Below are 16,791 nucleotides of genomic sequence, written 5' to 3'. Positions count from 1 at the left end.
AACCACGGACACGCGGATTTTCAATCCGCTGCTCTACCAACTGAGCTAACTGGCCGACGGGTGCTGAAGCTAAGGCGGTGATGGTGGCCAGTCGCGGAATCGAACCACGGACACGCGGATTTTCAATCCGCTGCTCTACCAACTGAGCTAACTGGCCATCACTGCTGCGCTGTCGCGCCGTCAGAGCCACGCATTTAATCAGAGGACGAATTCAGAGTCAAGGAATAATTGCAAAAAAACGAACCGCGGCGGCGCGGGAAAAGCAGGCGGGCGGGCCCTCTGAAACGACCGGCCCGCCGGATCAAAGACTTAGATCGCATCCGGCTGACGGGATGGATGCGCGTCGGCGAAAGCCGGCAGTTGCTCCAGCGCGTCCGCAACGCGGACGATGTGCGGATACGCGCTCAGGTCCAGGCCGAAACGCCGGGCGCTGAACACCTGCGGCAACAGGCAGACATCGGCCAGCGTCGGCTGCTCGCCCGCCGCGTAACGGCTGGGCGATTCCGCCAGCGCTTGCTCCAGCGCGTCGAAGCCGGTGCGAATCCAGTGCCGTATCCACGCCGCCTTGCCCTCTTCGTCCTTGCCGTACTCGGTCTGAAGATACTTGCCGACTCGAGTGTTCTGCAAGGGATGGATGTCGGCGGCGATGGCCAGGGCCAGCGCGCGGACCCGCGCCCGCGCCGCCGGAGCGGACGGCAACAGCCGCGGCGCATCCGGATAGGCCTCGTCCAGGTATTCGCAAATGGCCAGGGACTGCGCGATCTTGACCCCGCCGTCGTCCAGCAACGGCACCAGCCCCTGCGGATTGATGGCCAGATACTCGGGGCTGCGCTGCTCGCCCTTGAGCAGATTGACCGCTTGATAGCGGTAATCCAGCCCCTTGAGATTCAGCGCGATGCGCACCCGGTAAGCGGCGCTGGAACGGAAATAACCGTAGAGCACGCGCTCAACCATGTTTCACCACCGTCTGCTCGATGGCGCCGAAGACGCTGGCGCCGGCGGCGTCCTTCATCTCGATGCGCACGCGGTCGCCCACCTTCATGAACGGAGTCGTCGGCGCGCCGCTCTCTATGGTTTCTATCATCCGCTGTTCCGCCAGGCAGCAGGAGCCGACGCTGCGGTCGTGATTGGACACGGTGCCGGAGCCGATGATGGAGCCGGCGGCCAGCTCGCGGGTCTTGGCCACGTGCGCCACCAGTTGCGGGAAGCTGAACTGCATTTCCACGCCGGCGTTGGGACGGCCGTAAGGCGCGCCGTTGTATTCCACCAGCAGCGGCAGATGCGCCTTGCCGTCGCGCCAGGCGGCGCCCAATTCGTCCGGGCTCACCGCCACCGGCGAGAAAGCCGTGGCCGGCTTGCTCTGGAAGAAGCCGAAGCCCTTGGCCAGCTCGTTGGGGATCAGATTGCGCAGGCTGACGTCGTTGACCAGCATCAGCAGGCGGATCTGGCCCGCGCAGGCGTCGGCGTCCGCGCCCAGCGGCACGTCGCCGGTGATCACCGCCACCTCGCCCTCGAAGTCCAGGCCCCAGGCCTCGTCGCGCAGCGGGATGGGCGCCAGCGGCGGCAGGAAGGCGTCGGAGCCGCCCTGGTACATCAGCGGGTCATGGTAAAAGCTGGCCGGCACCTCGGCGCCGCGCGCCTTGCGCACCAGCTCGACATGGTTCAGATAGGCGCTGCCGTCCGCCCATTGATAGGCGCGCGGCAGCGGGCTGTGGCAGCGCTCCGGCTCGAACGGGAAAGCGCCCGGCACCTCGCCCGCGTTCAGCGCGGCGTAGACCTCCTGCAGCCGCGGCGCCAGCGCGTCCCAGCCGTCCAGCGCCTGTTGCAGACTGGCGGCGATCTGCGGCACCGCCACCGCGCGGGACAGGTCGCGGCTGACGACCAACAACTGGCCGTCGCGGGTTTGATTCTGATATGTGGCGAGTTTCATCTTCTATTCTTTCTGCAGCTGGGCAGCTGAAATTCCAGTGATACGGGTATGACATGAAAGCTTCGTTTGAGGAGCATTTCGTCGCGAGCGGGCTGAGGTCGAAACGAGAAGCGCAGCGGTACAAATGGTACCGCGCGCATCACAGTTTCGAGATCAGCCTGCGCAGTAGAAATGAACTCAAACAATCAGGGCTTGGGTTTCCAGCTGTCCACATACTGGGTCCACTCCACCGCTGGCATCTGCGGCCCCTGCTCCAAGGCGTCCCGCGTGTCTATCATCACCGCCACTTCGTCGGTGAAGGTCTTGGGCTCCGTCATCGCCTTGGCGAAGGCCTTGGGATGCGGCCCGTGAGTGAAGCCCGCCGGGTGGAAGGTCAGCATGCCGGGCTTGATGTTGTCGCGGCTGAAGAAATCGCCGGCGTGATAGAAGATCACTTCGTCGTAATCGTCGTTGTTGTGATAGAACGGGACCTTCAAAGCGCCGGGATCGGATTCGATCGGCCGCGGCACGAAGGTGCAGATCACAAAGCCGTCGGCGACGAAGGTGGTGTGCGCCGATGGCGGCAGATGGTAGCGATGGCTCATCAGCGGCCGGATGTCACGCCAGTTGATGCGGGCGACGGAATGATTGCCGTGCCAGCCTATCGCGTCCAGCGGATTGAACGGGTAAGTCACGGTGGACAGCGCGCCGCGGCGCTTGATCACCACTTGCCACTCGTCCTCGGTCTGCTGCGCGCGGAAGGCGTCGTCGATGGACGGCACGTCCAGCATCGCCTCGTCGAAGATGGCGTGCGGTCCCACCAGGCCCTTGTCCGGCAATTGGTAGGCGCCGTTGCTGGCTTCGATCAACAGCATGGTGGTGGGCGCGGCCGGTTCGATGCGCCAGCTGGTGGAGCGCGGCATCAGAATGTAGTCGCCGTCGCGGTAGCTCAGGTGGCCGTAATCGCAGAACAGCTCGCCGCTGCCGGCGTGGATGAACAGCATGTCGTCGCCGTCGCCGTTGCGGAACAGCTGGGTCATCGCCTGATCCACGCTCCAGATGCGCAGCTTGCATTGCGCGTTGTGCAGCACCAGCGGCGCGGCCCAGGGCGCGGCGACGCTCTTGGGCAGTTCGTTCAGATCAAAGGCGCGCGGGCGCAACGGGCCTTCCCAGGCGCTCCAGCCGGTGGGCGGATGCTTGTGGTGCAAATGAGTGGCGGGACCGAAAAAACCGCTGCGGCCCACTTCGCGCTCATAGATGGCCGTGTCCGGGAAATCGGCGTGGGCCTGGCGCGAGACGGTGCCTTCGCGGTGGGGGTACTGAATCCATTTACGCATGGTGTGTCCTTCAATCCCGCCGCCTGGGCGGCGGGATGGCATCGATGAACTGCGGGCTTTAGATGACGCCGCGGCGGATCTGGTCCTCTTCGATCGACTCGAACAGGGCGCGGAAGTTGCCCTCGCCAAAGCCCTCGTTGCCCTTGCGCTGGATGATCTCGAAGAAGATCGGCCCGATCACGGTCTCGGTGAAGATCTGCAGCAGGATGCCGGCGCCGTCCACCGGCGCGCCGTCCACCAGGATGTGGTTTTTGTGCAGGCGCGCCAGGTCTTCGCCATGGCCCGGCACCCGCTCGTCCACTTTTTCATAATAGGTGTCCGGGGTGTCGAGGAAACGGGTGCCGGCGGCTTTCAGCGTTTCCACGGTGCGGTAGATGTCGCGGGTGGTCAGCGCGATGTGCTGGATGCCCTCGCCATGGTATTCGCGCAGGAATTCCTCGATCTGGCTCTTGTCGTCGGAGGATTCGTTGATCGGGATGCGGATTTTGCCGCAGGGGCTGGTCATCGCCTGGGACACCAGGCCGGTGAGCTTGCCCTCGATGTCGAAGTAACGGATTTCGCGGAAGTTGGCGATATCGGTGTAGAAGCCCGCCCACTTGGCCATATTGCCGCGGAACACATTGTGGGTCAGGTGATCGATCTCATACAGGCCCACGCCTTGCGGATGCTGGTCTACGCCGTCCAGCGGCTGGAAGTCCACGTCGTAGATGCTGTGTTCCGGACCGTAGCGATCGACGAAATACAGTGCCGAGCCGCCAATCCCCTCCACCGCCGGAATATTCAGCTCCATAAAGCCGATCGGGCGCTCGTATTTCTTGGCGCCGTGGGCCAGCGCGTATTCATAGGCCTTGGCCGCGTCCTTGACGCGCCACGCCATCGCACAAGCCGACGGGCCGTGCTCGTGGCCGAAATCGTTGGCCGGCTGCGACGATTCGCCGTTCAAGATGAAATTGATGTCGCCCTGGCGGAACAGGCTGACGTTCTTGCTGCGGTGGCGCGCCACTTCGCTGAAACCCAGCGACAGAAACAAGGCCTTCAGCTTGGCCAGGCCTTCGGCGCTGGGCGCGGTGTATTCGACAAATTCAAAGCCGTCGGTGGCCAGGGGGTTTTGCAGTATGGTTTCCATTTTCATCTGTTTCTCCTGTTGTAGATGAGTGTGCGGCCGCTGGGCGGCGAGCGGAGCGTGGCGCCGCTCTGAACCGGCGACTTGATCTGGTATTCCGCGCAACAAGCTTGTTTATAAACAAGTAACAGTAGCTTTTGATGACATGTCTTGTGATAGTCTTGTCATGACATGTTGTAAAAAGCCCTGTGCAACGCATTTGGCTTCGCGTGGAAAAGTCGGAAGGGAAAAGACTGAATGAGGAGAAAGGCGCTTGCCGCGCGCTGGTTTGACTTGCCGCGACGAACGACAAGCTTCTCCTCAGAATGTGAATCTTATCTCCGCCGTCTTATTCACTCGACAAACCCCGGTGCTTTTTTAGCGCCGTGTGTAGAATGCGTTTTTAGGCTTTTTATTCTATGGAAACTACGGGGCAATTTTCTTGCTAAATACCAAGAAACCAGTAATAACTAAGTATAAAACACTAATATTTTGCCTCTTTTAGGAGAAAACATGCCAAGTCTTACATTAGATAAGACAGACTTGCGTATTCTGGCCGAACTGCAACACGACGGCCGCTTAACCAATGTGGAATTAGCAGAACGGGTGGCCCTGTCTCCATCCCCTTGCCTGCGTCGCCTAAAGCAGCTGGAGGAATCCGGCGTGATCCGCCAATACGTGGCGCTGCTGGACCCGGCCCGCATCGGCCTGGGCCTGCAAGCCTGGGTCAGGGTCACGCTGGAGAAACGCGGCAACGCGCATCTGCAAAGCTTCATCGAATCGGTGCAAAGCTGGCAGGAGGTCATCAATTGCTTTGCGATGACCGGCGAGATGGACTATCTGCTGCAGGTGTACTTCGAGGACATGGAGCACTTTTCGCGCTTCGTGATGGACGAGCTATTGCAACACCCCGGTGTCGCGGATGTGAAGTCCAGCTTCGTGCTCAAGGAGATCAAGCGGACCACCTCGCTGCCGCTCGGCCAGCTGCGTGGTCTTTAAGGCGGCGCGGCCCCGAGCCGCATACGGATTTGAAAAAGAACGGCCCGGAATACCGGGCCGTTTTGCATGGGAACGCGTCCCGATTCACAAACCTAGCCGCTGCCAAATGGTGGACACCAAGCCGGCCTGATTCAGCGTGTAGAAGTGCAGACCCGGCGCGCCGTGCTGCAATAAGCGATCGCACAACTCGGTCACCACGTCCAGGCCCAGCGCGCGGATGGACGCGCTGTCGTCGTAATAGGCCTGCATGCGCTGGCGCAGCCAACGCGGCACTTCCGCGCCGCACATGTCGGAAAAACGACACAGTTGCCCGAAATTGGAGATCGGCATGATGCCCGGCACGATGGGAATATTCACTCCCCGGCCCTGAACCTCGTCGACGAAGCGGAAATAGGCGTCGGCGTTGAAAAAGTACTGGGTCATTGCCGAATTGGCTCCGGCGTGGACCTTGCGCACGAAGTTGCCGATGTCGTCCTCGGCCGAGCGCGCCTGCGGATGAAACTCCGGATAGGCGGCCACCTCGATGTGGAAATGGTCGCCGTGCTCGGCGCGAATGAATTCGACCAACTCGTTGGCGTAGCGGAATTCGCCGGCCGCCACCATGCCGGACGGGATGTCGCCGCGCAGCGCGACGATGTGGCGGATGCCGTTGTTGCGGTATTCCTTGAGGATGGCGCCGATATTCTCGCGGGTGGAGCCGATGCAGGACAGGTGCGGCGCGGCGGCGTGGCCTTCGCTGCGGATTTCCAGCACCGTCGCCAGCGTGCCGTCGCGGGTGGTACCGCCGGCGCCGAAGGTGACGGAAAAGAACTGCGGCTTGAACTGGGCCAGCTGCTGGCGCGTGGTGCGCAGCTTGGCGATGCCTTCCGGCGTCTTGGGCGGAAAGAATTCGAAACTGAAGGTTCGGCTCTGTGCTGTCATGATCTCTCTGCATCTCCCTGCGGGAGACTCCTTTGTTTTTATAGGTTGGCCGCGATCCGCAGCAGCGGACAAGAAAAAACGGACAGCACCATTCTAATAGCCCTGTCCGTTTTTCTATCGTTATAAAAATCAATAACGATAGTGATCCGGCTTATATGGACCTTGCTTGGGCACGCTGATGTAGGCGGCCTGTTCGTCGGACAGCTCGGTCAGTCTGGCGCCGATGCGGCCCAAGTGCAGGCGCGCCACCTTCTCGTCCAGATGCTTGGGCAAGACATACACCTGTTTGCCGTATTGCAGGCCGTTAGCGAAGATTTCCACCTGAGCCAGCACCTGGTTGGTGAAGGAGTTGGACATCACGAAGCTGGGGTGGCCGGTGGCGCAACCCAGATTGACCAGCCGCCCCTCGGCCAACAGGATCACTCGCTTGCCGTCAGGGAAAATGATGTGGTCCACCTGCGGCTTGATATTGTCCCACTGGTACTGGCGCAGGCTGGCGACTTCGATCTCGCTGTCGAAATGGCCGATATTGCAGACGATGGCGTTGTTGCGCATCTTCTTCATATGTTCGTGGGTGATCACGCCGACATTGCCGGTGGCGGTGACGAAGATGTCGGCCTGGTCGGCCACTTCGTCCATGCGCACCACGCGATAGCCTTCCATCGCCGCCTGCAACGCGCAGATCGGGTCCACTTCGGTCACCCACACCGTGGCGCCCAGGCCGCGCAAGCTCTGCGCGCAGCCCTTGCCCACGTCGCCGTAGCCCAGCACCACCGCCACCTTGCCGGCCACCATCACGTCGGTGGCGCGCTTGATGCCGTCCACCAGCGATTCGCGGCAGCCGTAGAGGTTGTCGAACTTGGACTTGGTCACCGAGTCGTTGACGTTGAAGGCCGGGAACGGCAAACGCCCCTCCTTCTCCAGCTGATAGAGCCGGTGCACGCCGGTGGTGGTTTCCTCGGTCACGCCCTTGATGTGCTTGAGCCGCTTGGAATACCACTGCGGGTCTTTTTCCAGATAACGGGCGATGGCGGCGAACAGCGCGGTCTCTTCCTCGTTGGACGGGTGGCTGATCGCGCCGCGATCGCTTTCCGCCTTGCTGCCCAGCATCAGCAGCAAGGTGGCGTCGCCGCCATCGTCCAGAATCATATTGGCGGGCTCCTGCTCCGGCCATTCGAAGATTTTGTGACTGAACTCCCAGTACTCGTCCAGGCTCTCGCCCTTGAAGGCGAATACCGGGATGCCGGCCGCGGCGATGGCGGCGGCGGCGTGGTCCTGGGTGGAGAAGATATTGCAAGAGGCCCAGCGCACTTCCGCGCCCAGCGCCACCAGGGTCTCGATCAAGACCCCGGTCTGGATCGTCATGTGCAGACTGCCGGCGATGCGCGCGCCGCGCAGCGGCTGGCTGTGCCGGTGCTCGTCACGCAAGGCCATCAGGCCCGGCATTTCAGTTTCGGCAATCGCCAGTTCCTTGCGGCCCCAGGCGGACAGATTGATATCGGCAACATGAAAATCGGTGAAATCAGCCATCGCGAGCATTCCTTAGTTCACGCAGCCGGCCAGGATGCGGCTCACCCGCTCCCGTGCCCGGCACGGTTTTGATCAGGTGAGCGCCGTTGAAACGGGAGCGGCCCGAGCCTGGGGATGGATCATCCTCGCAGCGCCCCTCGGGCCGACCGGCCGCCGGCGGCGTGGACACGCGGACGGCGACGTTTCGATTATACCTATGCCGCTCGGAAAAGGTAGGAGTCTGCATGCCAAGAAGATACACTAGCCGCTTGCCGATTCATCCTCGCCCCATGACTTTCGACTTCACCCCGCTGGCCGCCCTGTCCGGGATCGCCGCGCTGATTTCCACCGCCATCGCCGCCATCGCCTGGTATCGCCGCCAGTTTCCCGGGGTGCGCTGGCTGGCGCTGCTGATGAGTTCGGTGGCGTTCTGGGCCGCCGGCGCGATGTGCGAGCTGTCCGCCGCCAGCCTGTCCGCCAAGATCGCCTGGTCCAAGCTGGAGTACCTGGGCACGCTGAGCACCCCGGTGCTCTTCCTGCTGCTGGCGCTGGACTACAACCGCATCCAGCTGAGCCGGCGCTGGCTGGCGGCGCTGTTCGCCCTGCCCTTGCTCTGCCTGCTGCTGGCGTTCAGCAACGAAAGCCACCAATTGGTGTGGACCGGCTACCGGCCCAGCCCCTCCGGCTACAATCTGCTGATCTACGGGCACGGCCCGGCGTTCTGGATCGGCGTCGCCGGCTATTCCTACCTGATGATGCTGATCGGCTCGCTGATGCTGATCCGCGCGCTGCATTACTACCCGGCCCACTTCCGCGGACAATCCATCGTGCTGATGGCCAGCGCCTGCGCGCCCTGGCTGGGCAACATCCTTTACCTGAGCGGCGCCATGCCCTTGCAGGGCCTGGATCCGACGCCGCTCGCCTTCACCGTCACCGGCCTGGTGTTCGCGCTGGACCTGCTCTACCTGCGCCTGCTCTATCTGGTGCCGGTGGCGCGCGCGCGCTCCTTCGAAGCCATGGGCGACGGGGTGCTGGTGGTGGACGACGAGCTGCGCATCCTGGACCTCAATCCGGCCGCCGCGCGGCTGCTGGGCCGGCCCGGCCGTCAATTGCTGGGCCAGCCCTTGCCGACGGACTGGCCGCGGGAGCAGATCCTGCGCGGCCGGGAGCAATCCCTGGAGCTGTCCTTGCAAGACGGCGCGCGCATCCTGGACCTGCGCGTGTATCCGATCGCCCAGCAGCCTCAGCCTCACTCCAGCCGCATGCTGGTGGCCCGCGACATCACCGAGCGGCGCCGGGCCGAGGAGGCGCTGCGCGGCGCCAATCAGACCTTGGCCCTGCGCATCGCCGAAATCGAAGCGCTGCAGGCGGCGCTGCGCGAGCAGGCCTTGCGCGATCCGCTGACCGGTTTGTACAACCGTCGCTATCTGGACGATACCTTCGCCCGCGAACTGAGCCGCGCGCGCAGCGAGGGCGCGCCGCTCAGCATCGCGCTGATCGATCTGGACGATTTCAAGCGCATCAACGACAGCTTCGGTCATTACTTCGGCGACGAGGTCTTGCGCCGTCTGTCCGCGCTGCTGGCCGAAGACGGCCGCGGCGGCGACATCCTCTGCCGCCTGGGCGGGGAGGAGTTTCTGGTGCTGATGCCCGGCTGCTCGCCGTCCCAGGCCTGGGAACGCGCCGAGCGCTGGCGGCAAGCCTTCGCCCGTCAGCCCCACGGCGCCGGCGACGACAGTTTCTGCGCCACCTTCTCCTGCGGTCTGGCCGCCTTCCCCGTGCACGCGGACAGCCCGGCCGCCCTGTACCAGGCCGCGGACCGGGCTTTGTACGCGGTCAAGGCCGGCGGCAAGAACGCCTGCCGCCTGAGCGCGGCCCTCTAACAAGACACAAAAAACGCCTGTCCGTGGACAGGCGTTTCTTGGCGCGAAGCCGAGCGCGGTTTACAGACCGGCGTCGGCGCGCAGCGCTTCCACCTTGTCGGTGCGCTCCCAGCTGAATTCCGGCTCTTCGCGGCCGAAGTGGCCGTAAGCGGCGGTCTTGCTGTAGATCGGGCGCAGCAGGTCCAGCATCTGGATGATGCCTTTCGGGCGCAGATCGAAATGCTTTTTCACCAGCTCGACGATCTTCTCGTTCGGAATCGAGTTGGTGCCGAAGGTGTCCACCGCGATCGAGGTCGGCTCGGCCACGCCGATGGCGTAGGAAACCTGGATCTGGCACTGGCGCGCCAGGCCGGCGGCGACGATGTTCTTCGCCACGTAGCGGCCGGCGTAGGCGGCGGAACGGTCCACTTTGGACGGATCCTTGCCGGAGAAAGCGCCGCCGCCGTGCGGCGCCGCGCCGCCGTAGGTGTCGACGATGATCTTGCGGCCGGTCAGACCGCAATCGCCCATCGGGCCGCCAATCACGAAGCGGCCGGTCGGGTTGATCAGGAATTTGGTTTCCGGCGTGATCATATCCGGCGGCAGCACCGGCTTGATGATGTCCTCGATCACCGCCTCGGTCAGCGTCTTGTGATCGATCTCGGGGGTATGCTGGGTGGACAGCACCACGGTGTCGATGCGCTTGGGCAGGCCGGTGGCGCCGTCGTAGACGCAAGTGATCTGGCTCTTGGCGTCCGGGCGCAGCCACGGCAGGCGGCCGTCCTTGCGCAACTCGGCCTGACGCTGCACCAGACGATGCGCGTAGTAGATCGGGAACGGCATCAGCGTCGGGGTCTCGTCGCAGGCGTAGCCGAACATCAGGCCCTGGTCGCCGGCGCCCTGGTTCAGATCCAGGCCTTCGCCTTCGTTGACGCCCTGGGCGATGTCCTGCGACTGCTTGTCGTAGCAAGCCATCACCGCGCAACCGCGGAAATCGAAGCCCAGCGCGGAATCGTCGTAACCGATGCGCTTGATGGTTTCGCGGGCGATCTTGATGTAATCGATATTGGCGCTGGTGGTGATTTCGCCGGCCAACACCACCAGGCCGGTGTTCACCAGGGTCTCGGCGGCGACGCGCGCGTGCTTGTCCTCGCGCAAGATGGCGTCGAGGATGGCGTCGGAGATCTGATCGGCGACTTTGTCCGGGTGTCCTTCCGACACCGACTCAGATGTAAACAGATATTCGCTCATTTATTATTCGTTCCCGAAAAATGCAAAACCTTGTGATGATAAAATAGGTCGCTTTAAGACCAAGACTGAGCTTCATATGTCTAAGCTAGTCCATTTATTGCTGTCTTTCCTGGCGCACCTGCCTTTATCCTGGCTACAAGGCCTAGGTGCCGTTCTTGGACGACTGACTTATCATGCGTCCCCCCGCTACAGAGCACGGCTCCGGGAGAACCTAAGTTCTAGTAAAATCTGTGGAAATTATCAGCTTTTACCGCGTTTAGTCAAACAAAGCGCCGCGGAAACCGGCAAGGGCGCGCTGGAACTGGCCATCGCCTGGTGCCGCGAGCCGGACGACATCGCCGCCATGGTCCAATCCTGCTCCGGCTGGGAGCACGTCGAGGCGGCGCTGGCCAAGGGCCACGGCATCGTCTTCGTCACCCCGCATCTGGGCAGCTATGACATCGCCGGCCGCTACATCAGCTCGCGGCTGCCGTTTCCGCTGACCGCGATGTACCGCCCGCCCAAGATGGCTTGGCTGGAACCGGTGATGCAGGCCGGCCGCGCCCGCGGCAAGGGCAAGACCGCGCCGGCCACCGGCGCCGGCGTGCGCGTGCTGATGAAGGCGCTGAAGTCCGGCGAAGCCACCATCATCCTGCCGGACCAGGTGCCCGGCAACGGCGAGGGCGTGTGGGCGCCGTTCTTCGAACGCCCGGCCTACACCATGACCCTGGTGCCGCGTCTGGCGCAGATCAGCGGCGTGGAGACCTTGTTCTTCGTCGGCGAGCGCCTGCCGGGCGGCCAGGGCTTCCGCGTCCACATCGAACCGCCGGCGCAAGCCTTCAGCGGCGACAAGGAACAGGACGCCGCCCAGCTCAACGCCCAGGTGGAAGCGCTGATCCGCCGCTTCCCCAGCCAATATCTGTGGAGCTATAACCGCTATAAATGTCCGCCCGGCGTCAGCCGGCCGGACGCGCAATAACAGGGATCCAAGACAAACCGTCACGAGCGGCTTGAGAGCAAGGCGCCCCCGTTGGACATTGGCGCACAGCGACCGAGATAGTACAAACAGTACAGCGAGGGAGCGCTCACGGAGCAACGCAGCTATCGAGCCGCGCAGTCGGTTTGTCGAGCATCCCAACAAGGAAATCTATGAAATTCGCTTTTGCCCTGCTATGGCTCATCCGCCTGCTGCCGATGTGGGCGATCGGCCTGCTGGCCCGCGGCCTGGGCAATGTCGCCTACTGTCTGGCGCGCGACCGCCGCCGCGTCGGCATGATCAATCTGAGGCTATGCTTTCCCGAGAAGCCGGTGGCGGAACGCCGCCGGCTGATCCGCCGCAATTTCCAGCACATGATACGCATGGTGCTGGAGTACGGCGTGGTCTGGTGGAGTTCGGCCGCGCGCATCGACAAGCTGGTCGAGATCAAGAACCTGCACTACGTCACCGAGCTGCGCGAACGCGGCGAAGACGTGATTCTGTTCTACCCGCACTTCATCGGCTTTGAAATGTGCGTGTATTCGCTGAACCAGCACATCCCGCTGGTCAGCGTCTACTCCCACCAGAAGAACGAGGCGCTGGACCGCCAGATCTATCAGGGCCGCCAGCGTTACGACAACGCCTACATCGTGTCCCGCCAGGAGGGCCTGCGCCCCATCATCAAGGCGATGCGCAAGGACCACGCGCCCTTCCTCTATCTGCCGGACCAGGACTTCGGCGTGCGCGACTCGGTCTTCGTCGACTTCTTCGGCGTCAAGGCCGCCACCATCACCGGCCTGTCCCGCATCAGCAAGCTGGCGCGCGCCAAGGTGGTGCCGGCCATCGCCCGCCGCGTCGGCGACCGCTTCGAGCTGGAGTTCTACCCGCCGTGGGACGACTACCCGAGCGAAGACGTCGAGGCCGACACCCGCCGCATGAACGCCTTCCTGGAGCAGCGCGTCCGCGAAATCCCGGACCAGTACTTCTGGCTGCACAAGCGCTTCAAGAGCCGGCCGCAGGGCGAGGCCCGCTTTTACTAAAAACCTGTTTACGATCTGCTGCGCGTCGGTAGAGACATTGTGCGATGAGTGCCCGCTTCGAAATGCTCATGTACCGCTTGACCATTCCGCTTTCTCAACGATTTTCGCCTTGTCTCGCTCTTGCTCGCGAGATCGTAAATACGTTCTAAGCAAGGCGCCGCAACGCGGCGCCTTTTTCAATCAGCTGCCGGCCTCGGCGAAGGCGTCCATCAGCAAAAAGGTGCCCGCCTGTCGCTGCCGGCTGTCAATCTGCGGCACCAGCCGCCGGAAATGTTCGGTTTGGCAATGCCGATCCAGGGCCTCCCTGTCCGGCCAGGTCTCGATGAAGACGAAATGGCCGGGATCTTTCTGATCGATGAACAGCTCATAGCCGATGCAATCCGGCTCTTGCCGCGTCTTCTCCACCAGTTCGCGATACAGCGGCATCACCTCGGCCACGCGGTCCTGCTGAATGAAGTCCTGAGCAATCACTTTCAACATCCCGTCCTCTCCCTTCGTCTCATCGCGCGGGCCTCGCTACGCCGCCGCGCCCTTCCCCAAAAAAAACAGCGCGGACGGGAGATCCCGTCCGCGCCGCATATTGCGTCCGCCCAGCCCGGCTAGGCCCGTCGCCGCCAGAAATAGCGATAGACGTAGCCCGGAAACGCGAACACCAGGAATAAGGACAAGGTGGTCACGTAGAACTGCCAGTTCTGCGACTGCACCGGCATCAGCCGGCTTTCCAGCAGGTAGGCGAAACCGCCCACCAGCAGATACAGCGCCGTCAATTCCAGAAAGCGCCAGCCAAAATGCTTGTTGGCCACTTTCCACACTCCGCCCACTTTCTGGGTCAGGAACGGCAGGTTCGCCGCCGCCAGGGCGACGATCAGCAAAACGATGACGCTGGATTGCATGGTGGACAGGCCTTAAATCACGGTGAGCGATTGACGCACGACTTGCAGGCACAGCTCCATCGCGCGTTCCGGCAGCAGGCCGATGAAGAGCAAGGCCAGCGCGTTCAGCGACAGCACCAGTTTCATGTCGCCGCGCACCACGATGTCGCTGCGGTCTTCGGCGTCGTCGAAGTACATCGCCTTCACCACGCGCAGGTAGTAGAACGCGCCGATCACCGACATCAGCACCGCGAAGATGGCCAGCTTGATCATGCCGATGTCGACGATGGCCTTGATCACCGCGAACTTGGCGTAGAAGCCCACCAGCGGCGGGATGCCCGCCATGGAGAACATGGTCAGCAGCATCAGCAGCGCATACCAGCTGTTGCGGCTGTTCAGGCCCTTCAGATCGTCGACCTTCTCGCATTCGAAACCGGCGCGGGACAGCGCCAGCAGCATGCCGAAGCTGACCAGCGACATCAGCACATAGCTCAGCGCGTAGAACAGTGCCGCCGAGTAGCCGACCTTGGTGCCGGCCAGCACGCCCAGGAGCAGGAAGCCCATGTGCGAGATCGTCGAATAGGCCAGCATCCGTTTGATGTTGGTCTGCACGATGGCGGTGATGTTGCCGATGGCCATGGACAGCGCGGCCACGATCACCAGCATCTGCTGCCAGTCCGCCACCAGCGCGTCCAGGCCCTGGGCCAGGATGCGCAGCGTGAACACGAAGGCCGCCAGCTTGGGCGCCGCGCCCACCATCAGCGTCACCGAAGTCGGCGCGCCGTGGTAAACGTCCGGCACCCACATATGGAACGGCACCGCGCCCAGCTTGAAGGATAAGCCGGCCACGATGAAGACCAGGCCGAAGACCAGCAACACGTCGTTGGCCTTGTGCGCGGCGATGGACTTGGCGACCGTCGCCAGTTCCAGAGAGCCGGTGGCGCCGTAAACCATGGAGATGCCGTAGAGCAGCAGGCCGGAGGCCAGCGCGCCCAGCACGAAGTACTTCATCGCCGCCTCGGTGGCCTGCACGGAATCGCGCTGCAGCGCGATCAGCGAGTACAAGGCCAGCGACAGCAGTTCCAGGCCCATGTACAGGGTCAGGAAGTGCGAGGCCGACACCATCAGGTTCATGCCCAAGAGCGCGAACAGGGCCAGCGAGAAGTACTCGCCCTTGAACAGCTGACGGTCGGCGGTGTACTGCCGGCTGTAGATCAGCACGATGGCGGTGACCGCGTACATGGCCAGCTTGACCACGCCGCCCATCGGATCGGCGACGAACATGCCGGAGAAGGTGACCACCGGCTGCGCGGTGAAAGTCATCACCTGCGCCACCGCCGCGCCCAACAGGCTCAGCAGGGTCAGGCCCAGGGTGATGCCGCGCTTTTCGTCCGAAACGAACAGGTCCGCCATCAGCACGAACAGAATCGCGCCGGCGAGGAACATCTCGGGAATTGCCGGTATCAGGTTGAGATCAGCCCAATTCATTGTTTCCATTCCTTCCGCGCTTACAGCTTGCTCTGCGAGACATGCAGGATCAGGTCATTGACCGACAGGTGCATTTTCTCGACGAAGGCTTGCGGATACAGGCCCATGCCCAGCACCGCGATGGCCAGGATGGCCAGCACCAGGAACTCGCGCTTGTTGACGTCGGACAGCTCGGCCACATGGCTGTTGCCCACCTCGCCGAAGATCACGCGCTTGTACATCCACAAGGTGTAAGCGGCGCCGAAGATCAGCGTGGTGGCGGCCAATACCGCGTACCAGAAGTTCACCTGCACCGCGCCCATGATCACCATGAACTCGCCGACGAAGCCGGAGGTGGCCGGCAGGCCGGAGTTGGCCATCGCGAACAGCATCATGAAGGCGGCGAAGATGGGCATCTTGTTGGCCACGCCGCCGTAGTCGGCGATGTTGCGGCTGTGCACGCGGTCGTACATCACGCCGATGCAGAAGAACATCGCGGCGGAGACGAAGCCGTGGGACACCATCTGCACCAACGCGCCTTCAACCGCCCACTGGTTCAGTTCGGAACCGGTGAACAGGAACAGGCCCAGGGTGACGAAGCCCATGTGCGAGATGGAGGAATAAGCCACCAGCTTTTTCATGTCGGACTGCACCAGCGCCACCAGGCCGATGTAGACCACCGCCACCAGCGACAGCGCCACCATCACGCCGGACAGCTCGCGCGCGGCGTCCGGCAGGATGGGCAGCACGAACCGCAGGAAGCCGTAAGCGCCGATCTTCAGCGTGATCGCGGCCAGCACCATGGAGCCGCCGGTCGGCGCTTCCACGTGGGCGTCCGGCAGCCAGGTGTGCACCGGCCACATCGGCACCTTCACCGCGAAGGACAGGAAGAAGGCGACGAACAGCAGAATCTGCACCGTCAGCGGGATCTTGGCGATGTCGTGGAAAGCCTGGATGTCGAAGGACTTGCCGGCCTGGAAGTACAGGTAGATCAAGGCCACCAGCATCAGCAGCGAGCCGAGCAAGGTGTAGAGGAAGAACTTGATCGACGCGTACACGCGACGCGGGCCGCCCCAGACGCCGATGATCAGATACATCGGAATCAGCATGCCTTCGAAGAAGACATAGAACAGGATGGCGTCCAGCGCGGCGAAGGCGCCGTTGATCAGGCCGGACATGATCAGGAAGGCTGCCATGTACTGCGACACGCGCTTCTGGATCACCTGCCAGCCGGCCACCACCACCAGCAAGGTGGTGAAGCTGTTGAGCACCACGAACAGCATCGAGATGCCGTCCACGCCCAGGTGATAGTTGATGCCGAGGGATTCGATCCACGGCTTCATCTCGACGAACTGCATGCCGCCGCTGAGGTTGTTGAACTCGGTGAACAGCGGCAGCGACAGCAGGAAGCCCGCCAGGGCTCCCGCCGCGGCCAGCCAGCGCGCCAGCGACGCGCGCTGATCGCCCCCCGTAGCCAGCACCAGCAACCCGGCCGCGATAGGGGTCCAGATCACCAGAGACAATAGATTTGTGAACATAGTCAAACCCAAGTTGTTATTCCAATCCC

At 62.9% G+C, this 16,791-nt stretch carries 15 protein-coding genes, 1 tRNA gene and 1 riboswitch; of the genes, 4 read left to right on the top strand and 12 right to left on the bottom strand.

Annotated features, from left to right (window positions below; translation table 11 throughout):
• Positions 1–81: 81 nt before the first annotated feature.
• The 5 genes from ACODRW_RS19710 to hppD all read right to left on the bottom strand — a co-directional run bounded on the left by ACODRW_RS19710 (position 82) and on the right by hppD (position 4,378).
• Positions 82–157: transfer RNA gene (locus ACODRW_RS19710), tRNA-Phe, on the bottom strand.
• Positions 158–309: 152 nt separating this feature from the next.
• Complete coding sequence (gene maiA / locus ACODRW_RS19705; protein WP_227104737.1) at positions 310–954, bottom strand: maleylacetoacetate isomerase; 645 nt, start codon at positions 952–954, stop codon at positions 310–312.
• Entirely contained in the window at positions 947–1,930 is a 984-nt protein-coding gene (locus ACODRW_RS19700; RefSeq protein ID WP_488906504.1) for a fumarylacetoacetate hydrolase family protein, read from the bottom strand. The genes maiA and ACODRW_RS19700 overlap by 8 nt, the downstream gene beginning before the upstream one ends.
• Positions 1,931–2,115: 185 nt before the next feature.
• Entirely contained in the window at positions 2,116–3,246 is a 1,131-nt protein-coding gene (locus ACODRW_RS19695; RefSeq protein ID WP_253314542.1) for a homogentisate 1,2-dioxygenase, read from the bottom strand.
• Positions 3,247–3,304: 58 nt separating this feature from the next.
• Positions 3,305–4,378, bottom strand: coding sequence for a 4-hydroxyphenylpyruvate dioxygenase (gene hppD, locus ACODRW_RS19690; RefSeq protein WP_107800387.1), 1,074 nt, complete (start codon positions 4,376–4,378; stop codon positions 3,305–3,307).
• Between the two features lie 483 nt (positions 4,379–4,861).
• On the opposite strand from hppD, the gene ACODRW_RS19685 reads away from it, so the two are divergent.
• Complete coding sequence (locus ACODRW_RS19685) at positions 4,862–5,347, top strand: Lrp/AsnC family transcriptional regulator (RefSeq protein ID WP_107800388.1); 486 nt, start codon at positions 4,862–4,864, stop codon at positions 5,345–5,347.
• Positions 5,348–5,431: 84 nt separating this feature from the next.
• Here the strand turns inward: ACODRW_RS19685 and metF are convergent, their stop codons facing one another.
• Entirely contained in the window at positions 5,432–6,268 is an 837-nt protein-coding gene (gene metF, locus ACODRW_RS19680; protein ID WP_107800389.1) for a methylenetetrahydrofolate reductase [NAD(P)H], read from the bottom strand.
• Between the two features lie 129 nt (positions 6,269–6,397).
• Positions 6,398–7,807 (bottom strand): adenosylhomocysteinase, encoded by a 1,410-nt coding sequence (gene ahcY, locus ACODRW_RS19675; RefSeq protein WP_199225919.1) that lies wholly within the window; start codon positions 7,805–7,807, stop codon positions 6,398–6,400.
• 62 nt (positions 7,808–7,869) lie between these two features.
• Positions 7,870–7,943, bottom strand: a riboswitch (S-adenosyl-L-homocysteine riboswitch).
• 79 nt (positions 7,944–8,022) lie between these two features.
• Between ahcY and ACODRW_RS19670 the strand changes: the two genes are divergently transcribed.
• Entirely contained in the window at positions 8,023–9,660 is a 1,638-nt protein-coding gene (locus ACODRW_RS19670) for a histidine kinase N-terminal 7TM domain-containing diguanylate cyclase (protein WP_488906503.1), read from the top strand.
• Between the two features lie 60 nt (positions 9,661–9,720).
• Here ACODRW_RS19670 and metK read toward each other — a convergent pair whose 3' ends face one another.
• On the bottom strand, positions 9,721–10,890 hold the full coding sequence (metK, locus tag ACODRW_RS19665; protein ID WP_107800392.1) for a methionine adenosyltransferase: 1,170 nt from the start codon (positions 10,888–10,890) through the stop codon (positions 9,721–9,723).
• A gap of 76 nt (positions 10,891–10,966) precedes the next feature.
• Between metK and ACODRW_RS19660 the strand changes: the two genes are divergently transcribed.
• Both ACODRW_RS19660 and ACODRW_RS19655 read left to right on the top strand, forming a co-directional pair.
• A complete protein-coding gene (locus ACODRW_RS19660; RefSeq protein WP_107800393.1) occupies positions 10,967–11,848 on the top strand; it encodes a lysophospholipid acyltransferase family protein in 882 nt (293 codons plus the stop codon).
• Positions 11,849–12,018: 170 nt separating this feature from the next.
• Complete coding sequence (locus tag ACODRW_RS19655) at positions 12,019–12,885, top strand: lipid A biosynthesis lauroyl acyltransferase (RefSeq protein ID WP_227104745.1); 867 nt, start codon at positions 12,019–12,021, stop codon at positions 12,883–12,885.
• 180 nt (positions 12,886–13,065) lie between these two features.
• Here ACODRW_RS19655 and ACODRW_RS19650 read toward each other — a convergent pair whose 3' ends face one another.
• The 4 genes from ACODRW_RS19650 to ACODRW_RS19635 all read right to left on the bottom strand — a co-directional run bounded on the left by ACODRW_RS19650 (position 13,066) and on the right by ACODRW_RS19635 (position 16,762).
• Positions 13,066–13,365, bottom strand: a complete 300-nt coding sequence (locus ACODRW_RS19650) for a putative quinol monooxygenase (RefSeq protein ID WP_488906502.1) — start codon at positions 13,363–13,365, stop codon at positions 13,066–13,068.
• Positions 13,366–13,484: 119 nt separating this feature from the next.
• Positions 13,485–13,778 carry a DUF2818 family protein gene (locus tag ACODRW_RS19645; protein ID WP_107800396.1) on the bottom strand — a complete coding sequence of 98 codons (294 nt, stop codon included), beginning with the start codon at positions 13,776–13,778 and terminating at the stop codon, positions 13,485–13,487.
• 12 nt (positions 13,779–13,790) lie between these two features.
• Positions 13,791–15,245 (bottom strand): NADH-quinone oxidoreductase subunit NuoN, encoded by a 1,455-nt coding sequence (gene nuoN / locus ACODRW_RS19640; RefSeq protein ID WP_048413409.1) that lies wholly within the window; start codon positions 15,243–15,245, stop codon positions 13,791–13,793.
• Between the two features lie 20 nt (positions 15,246–15,265).
• Positions 15,266–16,762, bottom strand: a complete 1,497-nt coding sequence (locus tag ACODRW_RS19635; protein WP_107800397.1) for an NADH-quinone oxidoreductase subunit M — start codon at positions 16,760–16,762, stop codon at positions 15,266–15,268.
• Positions 16,763–16,791 lie beyond the last annotated feature (29 nt).

This window comes from Chromobacterium sp. FG89 (assembly GCF_057808735.1).
Note: the sequence above shows the minus strand (reverse complement) of the source record. Positions and strands in the feature narration are given on the sequence as shown.